15 protein-coding genes are annotated in these 22,252 nt (G+C 37.6%); 12 read left to right on the top strand and 3 right to left on the bottom strand.

Annotated features, from left to right (window positions below; genetic code table 11):
- Positions 1-2 precede the first annotated feature (2 nt).
- Together IEV69_RS09650 and IEV69_RS09645 are read right to left on the bottom strand one after the other, a co-directional pair.
- Entirely contained in the window at positions 3-1,736 is a 1,734-nt protein-coding gene (locus IEV69_RS09650) for a M14 family metallopeptidase (RefSeq protein ID WP_188441893.1), read from the bottom strand.
- Between the two features lie 4 nt (positions 1,737-1,740).
- Entirely contained in the window at positions 1,741-3,384 is a 1,644-nt protein-coding gene (locus IEV69_RS09645) for a M14 family metallopeptidase (protein WP_188441891.1), read from the bottom strand.
- Positions 3,385-3,483: 99 nt separating this feature from the next.
- Between IEV69_RS09645 and IEV69_RS09640 the strand changes: the two genes are divergently transcribed.
- A complete protein-coding gene (locus IEV69_RS09640; RefSeq protein ID WP_188441889.1) occupies positions 3,484-3,924 on the top strand; it encodes a hypothetical protein in 441 nt (146 codons plus the stop codon).
- A 9-nt stretch (positions 3,925-3,933) separates the two neighbouring features.
- Here the strand turns inward: IEV69_RS09640 and IEV69_RS09635 are convergent, their stop codons facing one another.
- Positions 3,934-4,605 (bottom strand): SCO family protein, encoded by a 672-nt coding sequence (locus IEV69_RS09635; protein ID WP_188441888.1) that lies wholly within the window; start codon positions 4,603-4,605, stop codon positions 3,934-3,936.
- A gap of 143 nt (positions 4,606-4,748) precedes the next feature.
- Between IEV69_RS09635 and rseP the strand changes: the two genes are divergently transcribed.
- The 11 genes from rseP (at position 4,749) to IEV69_RS09580 (ending at position 22,252) form a co-directional block, all read left to right on the top strand.
- The gene (rseP, locus tag IEV69_RS09630) at positions 4,749-6,065 is read left to right on the top strand and encodes an RIP metalloprotease RseP (protein WP_188441886.1); all 1,317 of its coding nucleotides are present in this window, start codon (positions 4,749-4,751) and stop codon (positions 6,063-6,065) included.
- 81 nt (positions 6,066-6,146) lie between these two features.
- Positions 6,147-6,596, top strand: coding sequence for a DUF4168 domain-containing protein (locus tag IEV69_RS09625; protein ID WP_188441884.1), 450 nt, complete (start codon positions 6,147-6,149; stop codon positions 6,594-6,596).
- 174 nt (positions 6,597-6,770) lie between these two features.
- The gene (locus tag IEV69_RS09620) at positions 6,771-7,214 is read left to right on the top strand and encodes a DUF4168 domain-containing protein (RefSeq protein WP_188441882.1); all 444 of its coding nucleotides are present in this window, start codon (positions 6,771-6,773) and stop codon (positions 7,212-7,214) included.
- A gap of 90 nt (positions 7,215-7,304) precedes the next feature.
- The gene (locus tag IEV69_RS09615) at positions 7,305-9,074 is read left to right on the top strand and encodes an SLC13 family permease (protein ID WP_188441880.1); all 1,770 of its coding nucleotides are present in this window, start codon (positions 7,305-7,307) and stop codon (positions 9,072-9,074) included.
- 17 nt (positions 9,075-9,091) lie between these two features.
- The gene (locus IEV69_RS09610; protein WP_188441878.1) at positions 9,092-9,409 is read left to right on the top strand and encodes a DUF202 domain-containing protein; all 318 of its coding nucleotides are present in this window, start codon (positions 9,092-9,094) and stop codon (positions 9,407-9,409) included.
- Positions 9,410-9,574: 165 nt separating this feature from the next.
- Entirely contained in the window at positions 9,575-10,954 is a 1,380-nt protein-coding gene (locus IEV69_RS09605) for a sugar porter family MFS transporter (RefSeq protein WP_188441876.1), read from the top strand.
- A gap of 66 nt (positions 10,955-11,020) precedes the next feature.
- Positions 11,021-13,807, top strand: a complete 2,787-nt coding sequence (locus tag IEV69_RS09600) for a helix-turn-helix and ligand-binding sensor domain-containing protein (RefSeq protein WP_229741418.1) — start codon at positions 11,021-11,023, stop codon at positions 13,805-13,807.
- A gap of 236 nt (positions 13,808-14,043) precedes the next feature.
- On the top strand, positions 14,044-17,082 hold the full coding sequence (locus tag IEV69_RS09595) for a SusC/RagA family TonB-linked outer membrane protein (RefSeq protein WP_188441874.1): 3,039 nt from the start codon (positions 14,044-14,046) through the stop codon (positions 17,080-17,082).
- Positions 17,083-17,104: 22 nt separating this feature from the next.
- Positions 17,105-18,583, top strand: coding sequence for a RagB/SusD family nutrient uptake outer membrane protein (locus IEV69_RS09590; RefSeq protein ID WP_188441872.1), 1,479 nt, complete (start codon positions 17,105-17,107; stop codon positions 18,581-18,583).
- Positions 18,584-18,601: 18 nt separating this feature from the next.
- Positions 18,602-20,629 (top strand): carbohydrate binding domain-containing protein, encoded by a 2,028-nt coding sequence (locus IEV69_RS09585; protein WP_188441870.1) that lies wholly within the window; start codon positions 18,602-18,604, stop codon positions 20,627-20,629.
- Between the two features lie 12 nt (positions 20,630-20,641).
- A complete protein-coding gene (locus tag IEV69_RS09580; RefSeq protein ID WP_188441869.1) occupies positions 20,642-22,252 on the top strand; it encodes a family 16 glycosylhydrolase in 1,611 nt (536 codons plus the stop codon).

The following is a 22,252-nucleotide window of genomic DNA, read 5'->3' as shown; positions in this document are numbered from 1 at the left end:
TTTTATTTCTTCCACTCCACAAGTCCGCCTTTGGCAGAATCTACCTTGATGCTGTAGTTTCCGCCTCCGCTGACAATCCAGCGCACTTTGACCGTGCCCATCCCGGGAATGTTTTCCACTTCCATTTTTTGGGGATTGTGTGTTTGTTCTTTTACGATATTGAAATCGGCATTTTCGACTACCATCCCGGCAACAACGTTTACTCCGCTTAAGGCCACATAATCAGGACGCTCAATATTGTATTTTAAATCTTGGCTGCTGTGGGTGGGCATTAGGCGCTCGTTATAGATGGTTGCGGTGATTTCGCGCAAGCCGTTTCCAATATTTTTTTCTTCCACATCCAGCACGCTCAGTTTTGGAGTGTGATACCCATGGTAAATGGTAAACGCCATATTCCTGTGGGCGTCCTGCTCCAGTAAAAACCCGGGGTGTGCCCGGCTGAAATTCTTTTTAAATCCACCCACTTCAATGGTTCCAAACTGCGGGTGGTTGTATTCTTCCCACTCGACAAAAGCATCGCCAAAGGTGAGGTATTTGTCCACTTTCAATTCTTCTTCCTGATTGCCACGGCCCTCATTTTTATGGAAATAGAGGTAGGATACCATGAGCTCATTGGTATAAGTATAAATGCCCCTTCCGGCGTAAAACCAGTCAAGCTCACCGCCAAAAACAGAATACAAATCTTTATACACCACCAGATAGCGATAGCCTGGGATCATCTCTTCGCCTTTTTTCGCGATAGCATCATAAATCCTGATGTCTTCGCGGTTGTATGTGTCAAGGTCTTCCTCTGCGCCCGGCCCTCTTAAAATCATTCCGCCATAGTTGTGGTAACTCTGTGCTCCGGCAATGTTGGGATGTTTCATGACAAAATCGGCAACGGCACGGGTTTCTGGCAAGCTAAACGGATATTTGTATGCCCCGCGCTGTACATAGTCGGGTTGCCATTTCCAGCCCCAGTCACGGTTGGGGTCATAATAGCCTATACCGTCTTCATTGACGCGCCCGTCACCGTCGCGGTCCACACCTTCAAAGCCCAGCATTTCATATTCGCCTTGCTGTTCGGGTTCTACTCTAATGAGACGTCTGGAGTCCTGAGGATCTTTGATAAAACGTCCCGTAGGTGACTTCCTGATCATCATCGTGATGTGGTTGTCGTTGTTTAAATCGTCAAAGCGATCTTCGCCGGCTTCACCGTCACCATCATTATCAAGCACCAACATCCCGGAACGCGGGGAGTGTGGCGTGTTGGGTTCTTTCATATAATTGTCGCGTGCATCAGGGTTGATGGTGGGGACAATGTAAAAGGTTTTGTCTTTAAGAAGTTCGTTGATGAAATCGAGATCATCAAACATTTCGGTGAGGTACCAGGCAGTATAGAGTGAAAATTCGGCGCCTTGTATTTCATTGGAATGAATGTTCCCGTCAATATACATCGCCGGTTTTTTATCCGGATTGCCTGTTTTAAAGTCGGATATGGCCAGCAACCAGATGTCTCTTCCTTCCACAGATTTTCCAATACTCTCAAGGCGTGTCAGGTTGGGATAGGCTTTGGCTATTTTTTGCATAATATCCACGACGCCGTCATAAGTGTTATATCGGTTCCAACTCACCTCAACTTTAGGCTCGTGCGGTGTCCCGATGGCACGGAAAAACTTCTCCTGAGCGGAGATTTCTGCAATTGAAACTATCGCTAATGCGAAACAAATAAAAGGGGTATATAGTCTATTTCTCATCGTCTTATAATTTTACATTTAACACGGCAAAACCGGCGTGGGCTGCTCCTGCTTTGATTTCGACATTCCCGGAACCTTTTACTATCCACGACATGGTTTTGCTTTCAAAAGCATCCATTTTATCAATCAGGTTGATGGTGTTTCCGGCAAGGACTTCTTCTTTGTCTTTGGTGATATCGATACGTATTTTCCGAAGCCAGCGTGATTTTTCCCCCATCTCAGAATGGGTAGGTAACGGGGAATTGTTATACAAATCGGCCGTGATGCGGCTGAGGCCGCCGCTGAGTTTTTCTACTTTTACATTGTGAAATTCCAGTTTGGGTTGCATTTTGGCAAACTCCAGAATAAAATTTGTGTGTTCCAGTGCAATGCTGTCAACCATCGCATACGGCGGATTGTGCATTACAAAAGGTTTGATACCGCCCGCTTCCACTTTTTGATTGGGAAAATCAGGATGGGTTACCGTTTGCCACGGCACAAAAACATTGGTCAGTCCTTCGCGGTCTGCCCAGGCCATAAAATTGGACTCTTTGGTAACTGTGGGTTTTTCCTTGGGTTTTTCAGGTTTTTCTTCGCCTTCGCCATTTTCGGGTTTATCAGCTTTAACTTCAGGCACCCACCAACCCGGAGTGCTGAAACTCAGCCTTCCAAAATGAAAATAAGCCCATTGAAAAAAATCCCCGTCTGTGCCTTGATTGTCCTGCTGAAATGCTTTTTGCGAAATGGTTTTGTTATAAAGTTCAGAGACCATTTTATTAAGGGCTACGTCTTTTTCAAGCATAGAGGCCACCACTCTCTTTTTGGCTTCCTGAGCGTTGTGTTTTAAAGGCTCTGAAAGGTTGTTTGCCGGACTGAACGTCACAAAAGCAAAAATATTCCACTGGTCAAACAGATAGTCAAGCAATGCACGGCTTTCCGGTTGTGACACGGGGTAATCACCGGCAAAAGGTTCAAAAACCGGGAATTTGTAGGTCAAACTTTTATTAAAGGCGATGCCTTCCGCAGGGTCTTCGTTGAATTTTTCGTCTTTGTCATTGTCCACCCCTTCGCTGTAAACCTGATAGCTTCCTCCTTCGCCTTTGTTTCGGTTAGCTTTTACAAGCACCCTTGCGTCTTCGGGATGTGTTTTGTGATCGCCCAAGGGACTTTCCACCCTTACCTGGGTAATCAAACCATCATTGTTAAGATCTTCATAGGGATCTTCGCTAACGCTCCCGTCACGGTCGTGATCCACTTTGGCAGCATTGCCGCGACGTTCATATTTCAAGCTTGCGTGGTATTGGGCATACGCATCGGGCGACATATTGGGGAAGATATAGAATGTAGTTGTTTCCAAAGCTTTTTTATGATTGCTGACCAGGCGTTCAGCAAATTGCAGTGCCAGTTCCACACTCAGCACGTGAAAACCTTCTGCGCCGCCCACAATGGCAATGGCCGGTTTGTTATCAAGGTCACCGGTTCCTATTTTCAGGACCCAAATGTCCTGACCTCCTTCGGTTTTAACCAGGGAAGTGAGCGTTGTTGTCCTGTCATTGTTGAGTGATTGTAGACGTTGGTTGATTTGTTGGTTGGTGGGGTAGTCGTTTTGTGCAGCAAGGAATAAAATTCCGGTAAAGAACAAAACACCACAGAGGATTCTTTGTTTCATATTGAAGGTTGGTTTTCTATAATCAAAAAGATGGTTGGATACCAAAAATAAAGAAAAGCTTTCAGCAATGGGAAAGTTTAACATTTAAATTCTGTATTTTTGAAGGAATCGAAATCTATGATGATGAAACCAATTTTTATACTTTTAAGCTTTTTGTTAGGAATTCAAGCATCCGCCCAAGATAATACACAAATCTCTGCACCGGTAATTGTAGCAAAAATCCCGCAGGGCGAAACCGTAATCTTTGAAGGAACTACTTTTACTTTTGAAAGTGTAATGGAAGATTCCCGATGCCCTAAAGATGTGACCTGCGTTTGGGAAGGCGAAGCAAAAGTACGCGTCGTTATTGAAACTGATTCAGATCGAATGGTTAAGCAAATAATTTTCCGAGGGGAAAGTTTTGGCTCAGCAGAAGAAAATTTGCTGGTAGAAACAAAAACCAAAAAACTTATCGGGTACCGGTTATCACCTTATCCAGAGACGAGCGTGTCCAAAGAAGAGCGGGTTTATCAACTTGAAGTACTAATGCTGAATAAATAGTCCGAAGTTTTATTGCTTTTCACTTGTCAAAATGGCCACATCTTCAAGCAATTCTTCCATTTCTTCCCAGTTGGTGCCGTCATAAAACCCACGTATGCGTTTTTTGGCATCTACTAATACAAAATTTTCGGTGTGGATCATATCATAATCCCCGCCAAAGGGTTCATCTTTAGCAACAAGGTAAGACTTTCGGGCAAGATCATAAATTTGTTTTTTGTCTCCGGTGACCAGATTCCATTTTGCGTCGTTGACTCCTTTTTTTTCGGCATAAGCCTTTAAAACGGGAACACTGTCAATTTCAGGCGTCACCGTGTGCGAAAGGAGTAGTACATCGTTTTGGTCTTTGAGTTGCTCCTGTAGCTTCATCATATTGTCTGTCATAATGGGACAAATGGTGGGACAGGTCGTAAAAAAGAAATCGGCGATGTAAATCTTGTTTTCGTAGTCTTTATCAGTAATGGTATCACCGTTTTGGTTTACCAGGGCAAAGTCGCCAATAGTGTGGTATTTTTTAACCCATTGCTTGGTGCTGTCTACCAATTCTGCATTCACCATATTGGGCTGATAAACCGGCAGGGAAGGGGCGGGTTTTAAAATCTGATAAATTGCTGTAATGATAATGGCTGAAAGTACGAGCATCACAACAGCAAAAAATTTGTATTTGGAAAAGAATTGAAGCATTTACAGTAAATTTTCAGTGTGCAAAAATACAGAAATCAACAGGTTTTTTAGGTCTCTAAATAGTTAAAAAACATTCCCTTAAATTTAGTTTTAAAAACTTGTTCTAAAACCTTACTTTTGCACGTTCAATCATAAATGAATTTATGGATCCGTTTTTTGTTAAAGCCATTCAGCTTATTTTAAGCTTGTCGATACTCATTGTCCTGCACGAATTGGGGCATTTTATTCCCGCTAAAATTTTTAAAACCCGTGTAGAAAAATTCTACTTGTTTTTTGACGTAAAGTATTCGCTTTTTAAAAAGAAAATTGGTGAAACCACCTATGGAATTGGCTGGCTTCCGTTGGGAGGTTATGTGAAAATTTCTGGGATGATTGACGAAAGCATGGACAAGGAGCAAATGGCAAAACCACCCGAACCTTGGGAATTTCGATCCAAACCCACCTGGCAGCGGCTCATCATTATGCTGGGCGGTGTGACAGTAAATATTATCGTTGGTTTTCTAATCTATTCGTTGATTTTGTTCCAATACGGCCGTGATTTTGTTACTCCTGAAACAATGCCCGATGGTTTTGCGGTTCACGAAAGCTTTAAAGAACTTGGTTTTCAAGATGGAGACCAAATTTTGAAAGTAAATGGAGAGCACTTTGAAAATGTACTTGATATCAATAAATACCTTTTCTTACGCGATGTGAAAACCATAGAGGTTTTGCGTCAAAACGGAAATACTGAAACCCTTTCAGTACCTGAGGATATTGGCCAGCAAATGTTCCAGGAAGGTGTAATGGAGCCTTTTGTCCCATTGGTAGACCCAATAATTGATTTAGTAACGTCTGAAAGCCCGGCAGAAAAAGCGGGCCTGCAAAAAGAAGACCGCATCGTATTTGTAAATGGTGAAGAGTTGGAATACTGGCACGAGTTTACTCAAAAAATTAAAAATAATGCCGAAACATCAATTGCCATAGTAGCAGAAAGAGATGACGAAATTATTAATCTCAATATTACTCCTGATGAAAATGGAATCATAGGTGTCTACCCACAATTAGGTTTTGATGCGGTTCACAGAGAGTATTCACTTTGGGAAAGTATCACGCACGGAAGCAGTTTTGGTTATGGAATTTTAAGGGATTATGTAGCCCAGTTTAAATATGTGTTTACAGCTAAAGGGGCTACTCAAGTGGGTGGTTTTGGAGCCATAGGAAACTTATTTCCGGATACCTGGAACTGGCTGGATTTTTGGCAAACTACCGCATTAATCTCCATCATTTTAGCTTTTATGAACATATTACCGATACCCGCACTTGACGGTGGCCACGTGGTGTTTTTGCTGTATGAAATGGTAAGCGGCAGAAAACCCAATGAAAAAGTAATGGAATATGCACAAATGGTAGGGTTTTTCATACTAATAGCACTCGTTCTTTTTGCCAACGGAAATGATGTATATCGCTGGTTATTTGGTTAAATCTGTTAAAAATAAACTTCAGGAATTGTCAAATTTGCAATAAAGTTGTAGTTTCGGAACTTTAAATTTAAACACTCAACAATGAAGAGATTCGTAAAATTAAGTAAGAACATTTTTTTAGCAATTTTGTTTGTAACTACTGGAGCAGTCGCCCAGGAAAAAGTTAATGATGCTGAGCTTAGCAACTTTGCTAATGCGGTTATGAGCATTCAAGCTATCAATCAGGAAGCACAAACTACCATGATGGAAGTGGTTGACAAATCTGGGTTTGAACTTGAGCGTTTCGAGCAAATGTATCAGGCTAAAATGCAGGAAGACACTCAAACTTTAGAAACCCTTACCGCCGAAGAAACCAAGAAGTTTGAATCAATTTTAGAACGTTTTGAAGCAATGCAGGCTGTTTTCCAAAAACAAATGGAGGACGCTGTTGAAAAACAAAACATCTCCCTCGAACGATTTGACGCCATTGCCCAATTGATGGAAAATGATGCCGAGTTACAGGCTCGTTTGCAGGAAAAAATGCAACAATAAATCAAATTCCCTATCACAACTTTTAAAAAACCGATGCCTACAAGCATTGGTTTTTTTGTTAAAGCAATGTTTAATCACCTCTAAAAGCCGTTAAAAAAATATTAAACCAATTCGCAAATTTTGTAACTATTGTTCGATTTGTAACTTGCGGCAAATTAAAAAACAAATCTAATTATGAAATTATTCAAGAAACCCTTTACCCTTATTCTAGCTTTACTTTTTGTGGCGACAGCTGCCTATAGTCAAGATAAAGTTTCAGACACGGAACTTACAAAATTTGCAAATGCCTATACTGATATCCAGTTGGTAAATGAAAAGGCTCAAAAGGAAATGACCACAGTAATTGAAAAGTCGGGTATGGAAATAGCTACTTTTAATGCTTTATACCAGGCAGCACAAAACCCCAATGCTCCAGCTCCGGCAGAAGTTTCAGAACAAGACACTAAAAAGTTTGAAGCTACGGTTGTTGAAATTGAAAAGTTGCAACCAAAATTTCAAAAAGAAATGGAAGATGCAGTTATTAAAAACGATATAACTATTGAACGCTACCAACAAGTAGTAGCACAATTGCAAACAGACCCTGAACTACAACAAAAATTACAGGAAAAGCTACAATAAGTTTTTAGTGAAAAGTAAATAAAAAAACCTCCCGTTGGAGGTTTTTTTATGCTCAAAATATAATACCTTGGTTACAGGAAAAATTCAATTATGGATCAAATCATTGTTTTTGTAACTTTATTCCTGGCGTTGGTTTTTTTTATTTGGGGAAAGGTGCGCTATGATATAGTCGCTTTTTTAGCCTTATTTATATTGGTTGTCACAAACATTATTCCCTCTGAAAAAGCATTTTTGGGCTTGAGCCACCCTGCTGTAATAACCGTTGCTGCTGTTTTAATAATTAGTAAGGCATTGCAACACTCGGGTTTGGTAGACCTTATAGTAGAATGGATTAGTAAGGTTTCAAATAAACTTTGGGTTCAGGTAATATTGCTCTCAACAATTGTGGCACTGGCCTCGGGATTTATAAACAATATTGGTGCCCTTGCGATTATTATGCCTGTCGCCTTACACCTTTCCAGAAAAAATGACTTTTCTCCTTCATTACTGTTAATGCCCCTGGCATTTGCTTCAATTCTGGGAGGAATGACCACACTCATTGGTACCCCGCCCAACATTATCATTTCTACCTTCAGGGAACAAGAACTTGGGGAACGTTTCAGTATGTTTGATTTTGCTCCTGTAGGATTCTCCCTTACAATTATTGGCTTGGTATTCATCACTCTTCTGGGTTGGCGGTTTTTACCCAAAAGACAATCGAAAGAAGCCATTGCAGATATGTTTGAAATAGACAATTATATCACCGAAATGGTTATTTCTGAAGATTCTGAATTGATTGGGGTTCCGGTGTCCAAATTCAATGAAGGGACTGATACTGAAGTTTCTATCCTGGGAATCATCAGAAAGGGAGTGCGCATCCATGCCCCTTCCAAATGGGAAGAGTTTCAAAAGGATGATATCATAATCGTGGAAGCAGATACAGAGGATCTAAAAAAATTCTCAGACGCAAACAAAGCAATGCTCGCTGAAGGTGAGCGTGTGAGGGATACTGCCAAGGGATCATCTGATATTCAAACCCAGGAAGCCATTGTTATGTCGGCATCTCCCACTGTGGGTAATAGTGCCATAGATGCAAAAATAAGAACACAATACAACGTGAATGTTCTCGCTATCGCGCGACAAAACAGAAAAATAAATAAAAGGCTTTCTAAAATTAAAATTAAAGAAGGGGATGTTTTACTTCTGCAAGGTGAGTCAGATAATATCAAGGAAGCAATCAAGTCTCTTCAGCTTTTGCCTCTAGCAAAAAGGGAAATTAATATTGGCAAGCCAAAGAGAGTAATTGGAGCACTGAGTATTTTTATGGCTGCAATTACGTGTGTAATCTTAGGCATATTACGTGTAGAAATTGCTTTTTCTTTGGCAGCTGTACTATTGGTACTTACTAAAATACTTCCCATCAAGGAGGTTTATTTAAGTGTTGACTGGCCGGTTATCATCTTACTTGCCGCTATGATTCCCGTGGGCGAAGCTTTTGAAACCAGTGGTGGTGCAGAAACGGTAACCAATCTTATATTGAGCCTCGATAATAAATACCCCATTTGGCTATTTATGGGAATTTTAATGGCTGTAACACTGCTCCTGTCAAACATCATAAACAATGCTGCTACTGTAGTATTAATGGCACCCATTGCTATTAAAGTAGCTGAAAACTTCAATGTGTCAACAGACCCTTTTCTAATGACAATAGCGATTGGTGCATCCTGCGCATTTTTAACACCCATTGGACACCAATCCAACACACTGGTAATGAGCCCGGGTGGATATAAATTTAAAGACTATCTCATTATGGGAATCCCGGTAACTTTATTAATTTTACTGCTGGGAGTTCCTTTAATTTTACATTTTTGGCCACTTTAACCATAAATCAACTGTTTATGAAATTCAAATTTATACCGAGTCCTAAAAAGTTTGAAAATAAAGAAAAGATTATTCTGCGAGATTTTCTGGCTATGGAGCGCACCTCCCTGGCCAACGAACGCACCTTGTTTTCATACATCAGGGCTTCCCTTTATATGGCAATTGGTGGGGTGGCAATTTTGGAATATGAAGGTTTTGCAACGTTTAGTTGGTTGAGTTATGCTGTATTTGTTTTGAGTTTAATCCTGATTTTTATTGGAGTTTTCAGATATAGAAGGCTCAAGAAAAAATTGGATACTTACTATCGTTCTATGAATATTGATTCAGAGAAATAAAATGAACATTAGATTGATTTATCTATGTCTTGATGGATAAGCTTAACATTAATTTTAACCTCTTTATATTTAATTTGTATAAAACAACTATACAATAACAATACATCGTTCAATTTGTATTTATTGAATTAAAATAAATTTTTACTTTGCTGAAAATTATATGATATGAATCGGACGACTTATCTTTTGTTAATTACAATTGTATCTGCCTTAGGTGGATTTCTATTTGGATATGACACCGGTGTAATTAATGGTTCTCAATTTTTTCTAAGTAAATATTTTGACCTTAGTGCCACAATGAAAGGTTGGGTGGTTGGAAGTGCACTTCTTGGATGTTTGGCGGGTGCTCTTTTAGCCGGTATCATCAACATTAAGATAGGTCGAAAAAATGCTTTGATACTTTCGGCAGTATTATTTTCTATTTCAGCCTGGGGTTCCGGCCTTCCTGCCTTTATGCCTGAGTCTGTCAGCTTATTGGTTGTCTTTAGGCTCATTGGTGGTCTAGGTATTGGAATTGCTTCTATGACCTCCCCTATGTATATTGCCGAAATTGCTCCTGCTCACAAGCGTGGCAAACTCGTTACTTTTTATCAACTTGCCATTGTGATAGGTTTTTTTGTGGTTTTTCTCGCAACCTATTTTATAGGTAAAAATCTTACTGAAAATGAAAATATCTTGTTTGGCTGGCGCTGGATGTTTTGGTCTGAATTGGTGCCCAGTATTTTGTTTCTTATTTTGTTATTTTTTGTTCCTAAAAGCCCCAGATGGCTTTATTTAAACAACAAACCAGAAAAAGGTTTGAAAATATTGACAATTATCAATGGCGAAAAACAAGCCCTTATTGAGCAAACTGCAATTCTTGATTCAATAAATTCAAACAAAACCTCTAAAAAGATTAATTATTTTTCAAAACCTATAATTACAATCATTCTAATTGGAGTTGTTTTTTCTGTTTTACAACAACTAACAGGAATCAATGCGGTCTTGTATTATGGTGCAGACATATTTGAAAAAGCACTAGGGTTTGGAAAAGATGATGTGTTACTCCAGCAAATACTATTGGCATTTGTAAATCTTGCTTTTACTTTTATAGCAATGTTCACAGTAGATAAGATTGGAAGAAAACCACTTGTTTATATAGGTTCTGTAGGTATGATGGCAGGGTTTTTAATGCTTGGCATTTCCCTTCAACAACAGCAAATTGGGGTTGTTTCATTGATTGGAATACTTTTGTTTATAGCTTCTTTTGCAATGTCTATGGGGCCCGTTGTATGGGTAGTGCTCTCAGAAATTTTTCCAAACAGAATTCGAAGTGTTGCCTTTTCAGTTGCAGTAGCTGCTCAATGGGCGGCTAATTATCTGGTATCACAAACCTTCCCGATGATAACAGAAAGTGAAGTTAATATGAATTCATTTTGGAATGGGTCGTTGCCCTATTTTATATTCACTTTATTCATAGGGTTTACACTATTCTTTGTTTACAAGTTTATTCCTGAAACAAAGAATAAAACTTTGGAAGAAATGGAAAATATTTGGAAAAAATAATTGATTATATTTAGCCACAAAATCAAAATTGTTTTGAGGCTTTTTTCAATCTATCTAATTTATTTTTTGCTTGTTAATAATAGTGGTGTTTTTTCTCAAGAACTACCTCCTGTTATTAATTTTTCTCCACAAGACTACCAAGCAGAAAATCAAAACTGGTCCATATCTCAAGGATTGAACAGCCATATTTATGTTGCCAACAGCAAAGGTTTATTAGAGTTTAATGGTGACTCCTGGAACCTACATCCTTCACCAAATGAAAGCATCATCAGGTCTGTATTTGCTTTTGAAGATAAAATTTTTACCGGTAGTTACAGAGATTTTGGCTTTTGGAAACAAAAAGATACAGGAGAATTAATCTATACCTCCTTGAGTTCCAGCCTTAATCTGGATTTAGGTGAAGACGAACAGTTCTGGAACATTTTAAATTATTCAAATTGGCTTTTATTTCAGTCATTAAATTCAATATATATTTATAATACTTCAGACAATACAATTGAAAAAATTGAGGCCGATGAGGGTATAACAAAAATATTTAAAATTAAAAATGATGTTTACTTAAGTAAACCACAAACGGGTATTTTTAAGCTTTTTAATGGCAAGCCTCATTTAGTTTCTGATCACCCCGTTTTTAAGGAAAATTTAATTGTAAACCTGTATGAAACAGATGAAAAAATACTTGTTCAAACCAATTCAGATGGCATATATAGTCTTGAAGAAAACCCACAACCCTTTGGAGGAAGTCAAGAAGGCTTCATCAAATCACTAAATGTTTACAGCAGCATTCAGTCGAAAAATGGCGATTTAGTATTAGGAACAATCTCACAAGGTGTAGTTTTTATTGATTTAAATGGAAAAGTTAAAATTCAAATCACAAAAGAACAAACACTTTCCAACAATACTGTATTATCAATTTTTGAAGATAACTCCGGTAATATTTGGCTTGGTCTTGATAACGGTATAAACTGTATCAATATTAATTCCCCTGTTAGAATCTTTACTGATGAAAGTGGTGAATTGGGCACAGTTTACACCTCTGCAATATTTGAAGAAAAACTTTATCTAGGAACCAATCAAGGTCTTTTTTATAAATCGCTCCAAGACAAGGAAAGTTCAACATTTAAACTTGTTGAAGGGTCTATTGGCCAGGTTTGGTCATTATTTGTTTATGATAATAAATTGTTTTGCGGACATAATGACGGCAGTTTTATTGTTGAAAATTTTAATTGGAAACAAATCTCTACAGTTTCGGGAACCTGGTGTTTTAAAAATATCGAAAATAATCCTGATTTACTTTTACAGGGAAATTATGAAGGAATTAGCATATTGGAAAAAACCAATGGTAATTGGCAGTTAAGAAATACTCTTCCCGGATTCAATTTGTCATCAAAATACATTGAGTTTTTAAATTCAAAAAACATTCTCATTGATCATGAATACAAAGGGGTTTTTAAATTAACTTTCGATGATAATTATGAAAAAGTTGCGAAGGTAGAACAGGACACAACAATTGAAAAAGGGTTGCATTCAAGCATTGTTAAAAGCAATGAGGACATTTTTTATTCATACGAAAAAGGAATCTGGAAATACAATTTTGAAAATAAAATATTTAAACGCGATAGTACTTTAAGTCAACTTTTTGAATCTTCAGGCTATTCATCGGGAAAACTAATTACAACAAATAATGGAATGGGATTATGGAGTTTTACTGAACGATCTATAAACTACATGTCACCCGCTAAGTTAAATTCATCCTTAGAAGTTATTTCAATTCCAATTTCAAACAGCACCAGAAACGCAATGGTGGGTTATGAAAATATTTTAGAAGTTGACAACGATATCTTTTTATTTGGAAATGCGCAAGGATATATGCTATTGGACTTAAAGAAATTTAAAGCTCGTCATAAAGAGCCCCTACTAAGCATAAACGAAATTACAGCACAATCAATTAACAATTCCCCACAACACTTATCATTGACTTCACCTGCTTCACTGGAGAATCAATCAAATAATATTTACTTCAATTTTAGTATCTCTGAATTTGAAAAGCTGTTTACATCAGAATATCAATACAAACTTAATGGCTTGATTGATGAATGGAGTCCCTGGCAACAAAGCAACGAAGTTTACTTTAATAATCTACCCTTTGGTGATTATGAATTTTTGGTTAGAGGAAGAATAGGAGATGATAATTTAACCAATACTGCTTCTTTTTCATTTACCATAAAAAGGCCCTTTTTATTATCCAATGCAATGCTATTATTCTATTGCATTTTATTGATTATGACAATCATTTTAGTACATAACATTTACAAAGCTTATTTTAAAAAGCAAAAAAGAAAACTTGAATTAAAAAATCAAAGGGAAATGGCGCTAAAGGAATCTGAAAATAAAAGTATTCTAATGCGTCTCAAAAATGAACAATTAAAACAAGACATTGATAGTAAAAACAGAGAACTTGCCGTCTCCACTATGAGCTTGATAAAAAAGAATGAGTTTTTAAACAGCATCAAATCTGAACTTCTAGTTCATAGCAATGACAATAAGGATATTAAAAAAGTTATAAAAATTATTGATAAAAACTTAGATAGTAATGATGATTGGAAGTTTTTTGAAGAAGCCTTTAACAATGCCGACAAAGACTTCTTTAGGAAAATAAAAGCTAAGCACCTAACTCTAACCCCTGATGACCTCCGTTTATGTGCTTATCTTAGGTTAAATTTATCTTCAAAAGAAATTGCACCTCTATTTAATATTTCATCGAAAAGTGTTGAGGTTAAACGCTATCGTTTGCGAAAAAAAATGGATTTGCCTGGCGACACAAACTTAACAAATTACATCTTGGAAATATAGCAACAATACAAGTTAACATTTAAGCTATACATTACCTATACATTGACATTGTTTTTTTTCTAAAAACAGAAGCATTACTAAAATTTAACATCTACTTAACACTACTGTTTACAATATAAGTAGCGCTTACAAGTAATTTTTTAACCATATACTAAAACGTTGTAGTTCAATTGTAATGTTCAAATATATGGCATATACAATACTTGAACCTATATTTGGAATAAATCATAACAATTATGTCTAAATTTTATTTAATCCTTATCTTTTGCTTCTTTGGCCTGTTTGTTTCTGCTCAGAAATCCATAACAGGAACAGTAACTGATGCTGTCTCTCAAGAGCCATTATTGGGAGCAACAATTGTTGTTGAAAATACAACAAATGGAACAACAACAGATTTTGACGGTAAGTTTACTCTTAATAATGTGCCGGATACTGCTGCTATCGTTGTTTCATATGTTGGCTATAAATCGACGACCATACCTATTGGGTTGGCAACAAACTACCCCATAGCTTTAGAACCAGATGTTGAAAGTTTAGAAGATATTGTAGTAATTGGATATGGTAGAGAAAGTAGAAGAAATATTACCGGGGCTATTTCTAAGGTGGACTCAGAAAGTATTGAAAGATTAGAGCCACAAAATGCTGCGCAGGCTCTTCAAGGCACTGCCTCCGGTATAAATGTTACACAACAAGGTGGGTCACCCGGTTCAGAATCAAATATCAGAATTCGAGGGATTGCAACAAATCTTGATGCTTCTCCTTTAATAATACTGGACGGATTTGAGTACAGAGGTGGTTTAAACTCTATAAATCCACAGGACATTGAAAGCATTACTGTTTTAAAAGACGCTCAAGCTGCCATTTATGGTTCAACAGGTTCTAATGGAGTAATTTTAATTACAACAAAGTCTGGCAAAAGAAATCAAGAAACTGAATTCAACTATCAAACCTATGTGGGTGTTCAACAAACTTCCAGGAAAATCCCCTTATTAAATGCAACAGAATATGCACTGCTTCTAAACGAAAGTTATACAAATGCAGGTCAGGTTTCTCCAATTGACAACTTTTCTGGTTTAGGGAAAGGTACTGACTGGCAGAATGAAGTATTTGATACAGCACCCATAATGAATCATAATTTATCCATAAGAGGTGGTTCAGAAAATATTAGTTACAGCATTAGCGGTTCGCTACTTGACCAAGAAGGGATAGTCGGTTCAGAGAAGTCAGAGTTTTCCAGAAAAACTGCTTCGTTATCACTGGATGCCAGCATTACAGAAATATTCTCAATAAACACCAAGTTGTTTTATGCAGCATCTAAAAACAAATCACTCAATGATTTTGGACTGGGTTCAGTATTATTCAATGCACTTAATATGGCGCCAACAATTGGCCCAGAAGTCGATAACTTAACAAATGAAATTGACTTGGGCAATGAGGTCGTCAATCCTTTAACACAAATTAGAAATACTTTCAATGATTCTAAAACCAATAGGTTAAGCGGTACATTTCAAAGCAAGCTAGAATATGCAAAAAACCTTGATTTACAAGGCAGAATAGGCTTCAATACAGCACTTACACAAAACAGAGATTTCTTTCCGGTTTTTGATTATGGAACAGGCAAAGTGTTCAATCGTCTCGAAGACAATCTGGTTTCTTTAGGTAAAATTAATGACAACGATTACACTTTTGATTTATTTAATACCTATCAAAATAATTTCAATGACCGCCATAACCTCACCTTAATGTTGGGTATGACTGTTTTTCAAACAAAAGGAGAAGGACTCTTTGGATCTGCAACAGGAGTTCCTTCAAATTTATACACATTTGCAGATCTTAGCTTGGCAACTGGCTCTGGTGATAATAGAAATGCTAATTCTTACGCTTATGACGTTAGAAGACTGTCCTATTTTGGAAGAGTTCAATACAGTTTAGATAACAGATATTTGTTTTCTGCTATGTTGAGAAGAGATGCCTCTACCCGTTTTGGGCCTAATAACAGAGTGGGGTATTTCCCTTCTGTAACAGCAGGGTGGATTGTATCTGACGAAAATTTCTTTCCGGAAAATAATTTCATCGACTTTATAAAAATCAGAGCAAGTTATGGTATCATAGGAAATGATAGAATTGGCGATTTCAGATACCTCTCTTTATTAACCGGTGAAGCGACTTATCCTTCTGGAGTGGACGGAAGCCTCATAAACGGAGTCGCAATCGGCCCCTTGTCAAACCCAAATATTAAATGGGAAGAGGCAAAAAAACTTGATGTAGGAGTTGACTTCAGGTTGTTTAAAAATAAACTAAACTTTGTTTTTGATTATTATTTGAATGACACCAAAGATTTATTAGTTTCAAATATTCCTATTTCCGGAATTTTCGGAACATATGCTCCTGGAGGTTCTGGACCCACTATCAATGCAGGTAGCGTTAGAAATCAAGGAATTGAAATTGAATTTTCATACAATGATAATTTATCAGAAAATTTAAAAATAAATGCCGGTTTCAATCTTTCTACCATACAAAATACCGTAACCGAAATCAATGGTACAGATTTTATAGAAGGAGGTCAATTTGGTGTTGGCCAACCCGCCCCCTCAAGAATGGAAGTGGGAAAACCCATTGGTTATTTTTATGGTTATCAAACCAATGGAATTTTTCAGAATATAGCAGAAGTTAACGCTCATCCTTCTCAAATTTTACTGGGAGCAGAAGCACAACCGGGTGATATTAGATATGTAGATGCAAATGGTGATGGCGTGATTGACTCAAATGATCGTGTAAATATTGGTGATCCCATACCTGATTTTACTTTTGGTATTAATTTGGGCTTCAGTTATAAAAACTTTGACTTTAATACCTATGCATTTGCCAGTGTTGGAAATGACATTGTAAGAAACTACGAAAGAGCACAAGATAATGTTAACAAACTCAACTATCGTTTAGATAGATGGACAGGTGAAGGAACAAGTAATTCTGTTCCAAGAGTTACAACCGCTCCATCAGCAAACAATATATTTTCAGATTTTTTTGTAGAAGACGGTTCGTTTTTACGTATCCAGACAGTAAGTCTTGGTTATAATTTTCAAGAAAATATCATTAGTAAAATAAAATTAAAAAAGCTAAGGGTTTATGCAAAAGTAGATAACCTATACACATTTACTGAATACTCTGGCTTTGACCCCACTGCTTCAACAGGCGCACCCATTGGGGCAGGCATAGATTTTGGCTTCTACCCTATTCCAAGAATCTATAGCTTTGGAGTTAACGCACAATTTTAAAAACATTGAAACACATTTAGCAATGAAAAAAATAGCTGTATTTTTAATCTGTACCACTTTAAGCATTTCATGCTCTGACGATTTCGTTGATGTAACACCCCCTTACTCAATTAATTCAGAAACCTTTTTTAATTCTGAAGAGGACTTTCAAAATGCCTTAATTGGGTCTTATGACGTATTACAAGCAACATATGTAAACGTTATTATGGGAGAAATTGCATCAGACAATGTAAATGCAGGCGGCGAAAGCCCCACAGACGTTATTGGGTGGCAACAGGTGGACAGAATGATACATACCCCTGTGAACTCAAATATTAGAGATTTGTGGAACTTTAACTTTGCAGGACTTCAAAGAGCGGCTTTCATCATAGAAAACAAAGACAATATTGAGTTTGAAGGCAAGGACCAAATCATTGGTGAAGTGCTTTTTTTAAGAGCCTATTTTAATTTTGAATTAGTAAAATGGTTTGGTCCTATACCAATTAAACCCGATGGTAAGTTTGAACTGGGTGAAGAAGTAACCACACCAAGATCACCGGTTGAAGAAGTTTATGCATACATAGAATCAGATTTAATTCAAGCCATTGAAAACCTGGCTATAAATTCTGTTGAAATTGGACGTGTTAATCAAATGGCTGCCAGAGCACTTTTAGGAAAGGTATATCTTTATCAAGAAAAATTTGATTTAGCTGCTGATCAACTTAATACCGTTATCAACTCTGGAAATTATCATCTCTACGGCACACAAGGTGATGAAAATTATGCTGATCTGTTTGAATTTATTGCAGAAAATGGCCCGGAATCTGTTTTTGAAATTCAATACACAGGTGTTGAGGGTGCCGGATTTGGATGTCTACAATGTAGTGAAGGAAATGTAATGGTAGGATTTAGCGGAGTAAGAGGTTATACCGGTCCGGTATACGAATCAGGCTTTGGCTTTTGTTTGCCTCGCCAAGAAGCCTATGATGCCTATACTTCAAATGATTTGCGTCGTGATGTCTCCATTCTGGATATTGAAGACTGGGCAGCAGAAACCAATGCTACCTACAATATAGGCAACCAAGATCCAGTAACCGGTCATACAGGTTATTACAATAGAAAATATATCCCAAGAAATAATGACAACCAACCAGATCCCAATTTAACCCAGCCCAATAATTACAGAGCAATCAGATATGCGGATGTTTTATTGATGGCTGCTGAATCATTAAACAGGGGAAACATTAATGACAACCTGGCAAGAACTTATGTAAACCAAGTAAGAAACAGAGCCGGCCTATCTGATGTTCAGGATTCAGGTAGCCAACTACTTGATATTATTTATAATGAAAGACGCCTCGAACTTATGGGAGAAGGACATCGGTTTTTTGATTTGGTTCGCACAGGGAGAGCACAACAATTTATCGATGGATTTACTGCACCCAAAAACAACCTCTTTCCCATTCCTGAAGAAGAAATTCAATTCTCTCAAGGAAATTGGACACAAAACCCGGGCTATTAAAATTAAAACCACAAGACTATGAATTCAATTTTTAAAATATTTTTAATTCTTTTTAGCGGTGTGCTCTTAACCGGTTGTAATAATGACGATGATTTTATAGACTTTAATCAAGATTTGCCAACAAATATAGATGCACAGTTTATCTTGACAACAGATAACTCTGGTGAAGTGACTATTATTCCTAAAGGAGAAGGAGCTAATTCATTCATTATCGAATTTGGTGATGGAAGTGATGCTTCTGAAGAAATAGCTGCAGGTCAAAAAGTTGTTCATATTTATGAAGAAGGGCAATATGAAGTGATTATAACTGCAAAAAATTTGGCAGGAGATACCGTAAGTATTACGAAAACCCTTATAGTTTCCTTTTTACCCCCTGAAAACCTTGAAGTAACAATTACTATAGACAACAACAATCCCTTTTTAGTGAATGTCTTTCCAACTGCAGACAATGCAGTGGGGTTTGAGGTATATTTTGGAGAAATTCAGGATGAAGAGCCTCAGAATATTGTGGCAGGAGACATCGCTCAGTATACATATTCAACCACTGGTGTATTCACCATAACAGTGGTGGCATTAAGTGGTGGGGAAGCAACTTTAACTTATAGTGAAGAAATTGAAATTACAGACCCTTTGGTTTTACCCATTGATTTTGAATCTGAAACCGTAAATTATGCATTCTTTAATTTTGGCGGCGGTGAAGCTTTGGGTGTTCCCGTGGTTCAAAACCCTGCTCCAAATAACGTTAACTCAAGTGCCAAAGTAGGTCAATATACTAAAGTTTCAGGGTCTGAGGTCTGGGCCGGAACATCGGCAACCCTCAATGAAAATATTGACTTTTCATCAACTCAAACAATTGCAATTGACGTTTATTCTCCCCAAGCAGGAATACCGGTTTTATTTAAAGTTGAAAAAGAAGGTGATGGAAGCATCTTTGCTGAAAGCACTCAAAACACAACTGTTGCCAACCAGTGGGAAACACTCACATTTAACCTGACAGATATAAACCCTGCAGAGAGCTATTCTGTGATTGCTCTGTTCTTCAATTTTGGCACTTCAGGAGCCGATGAAGACTATTATTTTGACAACATCAGACTAACAAATCCTTTTGAGATTGGATTACCAATAGATTTTGAAGGTGGTGCAAACTCATATCCATTTGTTGAGTTTGGTGGAGCTCCTGTTAGCATTATTGCAAACCCTGATGCGTCAGGTATAAACACCAGTGCAAATGTGGCTGAAATGTTAAAAGCCTCAGGTTCTGAGCCATGGGCGGGTGCTTTTATTGATCTGGATGAGGATGTTGACTTTGGAATTAGCTCAACAATTAGTATAAAGGTATGGTCGCCACAAGCAAATGTTCCTTTTACAATGAAGTTTGAAAACCCCGGCGCAGGTACAGAAACCGAAGTATCTGTGAATATACCTACTGCTAATCAATGGATAGAGTTAGAATTTGATTTTTCAGGGGCCGGTACTACAGGAAACTGGACAAGACTGGTTTTATTCTACAATCTTGGCACACCCGGAGCTGGTGAGCTAATCTATTTTGATGATATTGAATACTCAGGAGGTTCAGGACCTACCTCTGTAAGTGTTCCACTTACTTTTGAAGGGTCTTTAGATTATACATGGACAGGTTTTGGTGGAGCTGAAACACAAGTTATTAATAATCCTGATCCATCTGGAATTAACACCTCAAACAGAGTAGCAGAATTATTTAAGGATACAGGTGCAGAGGTATGGGCAGGTTCATTTTTAGACCTTGATGAACCCATTGACTTTTCTAATACACAACAAATGTCGATGAAAGTCTGGAGTCCCATAAATAATGCTAACGTAATATTAAAACTGGAAAGCCCTGCTACCGGTTATGAGATTGAAGTGAGTGCTACAACAAGTGTGGCCAACCAATGGCACGAATTAACCTTTGACTTCTCAAGTGTAAGTCTCTCTGAAAATATTGATAGAGTGGTAATTTTTATGGATTTTGGAAATCCAGGAAATGGAAACACCTTCTATTTTGACGATATACAATTAGAAAATTAAAAAATTGAAGTAATGATTAAAAAACTGAGTCTATTATTATGTCTTATCCTTGTTATGGGTTGTCAGGAAGATGACGCAAAATTTGGGCAATTACAAGCTCCAACAAATCTTCAAATTCAAGTAGAAGTTTTAAATGCTGATAACGATAACCCTTTTGGAGATGGAAGCGGAAGTGTTAACTTCACTGCAACAGCTGAAAATGCTATTAGTTATAAATTTGATTTTGGCGACAATGTAACTCAAGTTCAACCCGGAGGCCTTGCTTCACACACATACAGTAATGAGGGTGTAAACGACTACCTTGTTACCGTTGTGGCAACGGGTACTGGAGGTACTACGACAACTGAAACCATAGCTATCTCGGTGTTGAGTAATTTTGATGACCCCATTACTGAAGAATTGCTAACAGGAGGTAGCAGTAAAACCTGGTTTGTTGCTTCACAAACTCCCGGACATTTGGGTGTTGGTCCAATAGACACATTTACTCCGGACTATTTTTCTGCAGCACCCAATCAACTTGCCGAATGTCTTTATGACGATGAAATTACTTTTGGTTTAGATAACAATGACAATATTACCTTTAATCACAACAACAATGACATTACATTTTTTAATGTAGAGTTTTTAAATGTTGGTGGCGGCGGTGGTGACTCAGACCAATGTCTTCCGTACAATACCTCTGGTAATAAATTTGTATCTCTTGCCGGCGCTAATTTTGGGGTGCCTGAAGATTTGACCACTGGAACTCAATTTACCATTTCTGATGAAGGCTTTATGAGTTACTACATCAATACAAGTACCTATGAAATTCTCGAAATAACTCAAGACTATATGCATATTAGAGCTATTTCAGGTTCTGCTTCAAACCCGCTCGCCTGGTATTTAAAATTTACAACTAATGAAGGGAGCCAAGGCAATCAACTTGAAACTGAGTTTACAGATTTGATTTGGACAGAAGAGTTTGATGTTGATGGTCCTCCAAATCCTGATGTCTGGAATTTTGAAGTCGGTAACGGAGACAACGGATGGGGCAATCAAGAACTTCAATATTACACAGAAAATAATGCTGAAGTTTCTGATGGTACTTTAAAAATTAACCTCATTGCAGAATCTATTAATGGGTATAACTATTCCTCTTCAAGAATCAATACTCTAAATAATTTTGATTTTAATTATGGTAGAATTGAAATAAGAGCAAAGCTTCCGGAAGGAGGGGGCACTTGGCCCGCTTTATGGATGATGGGATCAAACTTCCCAGATGTTGGATGGCCTTTCTGCGGTGAAATTGATATAATGGAGCATCGCGGAAATGAGCAGGATGTCATTCACGGCACACTCCATTTTCCGGGTAATTCAGGTGGTGACGCAATTTCCCAAACCACAAATGTTCCAGGTGTATCCCAAGAGTTCAATAATTATACTGTTGAATGGTCTTCTGAGAATATTCAATTTGCTGTAAACAATGAAGTCTATCACGTTTTTGAAAACAATTCTTCTGTTCCTTTTAATGACCCATTCTTTATCATACTGAATGTAGCAATGGGAGGAACATTTGGAGGAACTGTAGATCCAAACTTTAGCCAAAGTACCATGGAGATTGATTATATAAGAGTTTACCAATAA

The sequence above is a fragment of the Planktosalinus lacus genome, from assembly GCF_014640155.1.
Lineage (GTDB): Bacteria > Bacteroidota > Bacteroidia > Flavobacteriales > Flavobacteriaceae > Planktosalinus > Planktosalinus lacus.
The sequence above is the reverse complement of the archived record's forward strand: the minus strand, read 5'-3'. Positions and strand labels throughout refer to the sequence as shown.

Coding starts and splice junctions, on each gene's coding strand:
- IEV69_RS09605 (WP_188441876.1), top strand. CDS start 9,575: ATGAATCGGACGACTTATCTTTTGTTAATTACAATTGTATCTGCCTTA.
- IEV69_RS09610 (WP_188441878.1), top strand. CDS start 9,092: ATGAAATTCAAATTTATACCGAGTCCTAAAAAGTTTGAAAATAAAGAA.
- IEV69_RS09645 (WP_188441891.1), bottom strand. CDS start 3,384: ATGAAACAAAGAATCCTCTGTGGTGTTTTGTTCTTTACCGGAATTTTA.
- IEV69_RS09595 (WP_188441874.1), top strand. CDS start 14,044: ATGTCTAAATTTTATTTAATCCTTATCTTTTGCTTCTTTGGCCTGTTT.
- IEV69_RS09620 (WP_188441882.1), top strand. CDS start 6,771: ATGAAATTATTCAAGAAACCCTTTACCCTTATTCTAGCTTTACTTTTT.
- IEV69_RS09580 (WP_188441869.1), top strand. CDS start 20,642: ATGATTAAAAAACTGAGTCTATTATTATGTCTTATCCTTGTTATGGGT.
- IEV69_RS09585 (WP_188441870.1), top strand. CDS start 18,602: ATGAATTCAATTTTTAAAATATTTTTAATTCTTTTTAGCGGTGTGCTC.
- IEV69_RS09625 (WP_188441884.1), top strand. CDS start 6,147: ATGAAGAGATTCGTAAAATTAAGTAAGAACATTTTTTTAGCAATTTTG.
- IEV69_RS09635 (WP_188441888.1), bottom strand. CDS start 4,605: ATGCTTCAATTCTTTTCCAAATACAAATTTTTTGCTGTTGTGATGCTC.
- IEV69_RS09615 (WP_188441880.1), top strand. CDS start 7,305: ATGGATCAAATCATTGTTTTTGTAACTTTATTCCTGGCGTTGGTTTTT.
- rseP (WP_188441886.1), top strand. CDS start 4,749: ATGGATCCGTTTTTTGTTAAAGCCATTCAGCTTATTTTAAGCTTGTCG.
- IEV69_RS09590 (WP_188441872.1), top strand. CDS start 17,105: ATGAAAAAAATAGCTGTATTTTTAATCTGTACCACTTTAAGCATTTCA.
- IEV69_RS09650 (WP_188441893.1), bottom strand. CDS start 1,736: ATGAGAAATAGACTATATACCCCTTTTATTTGTTTCGCATTAGCGATA.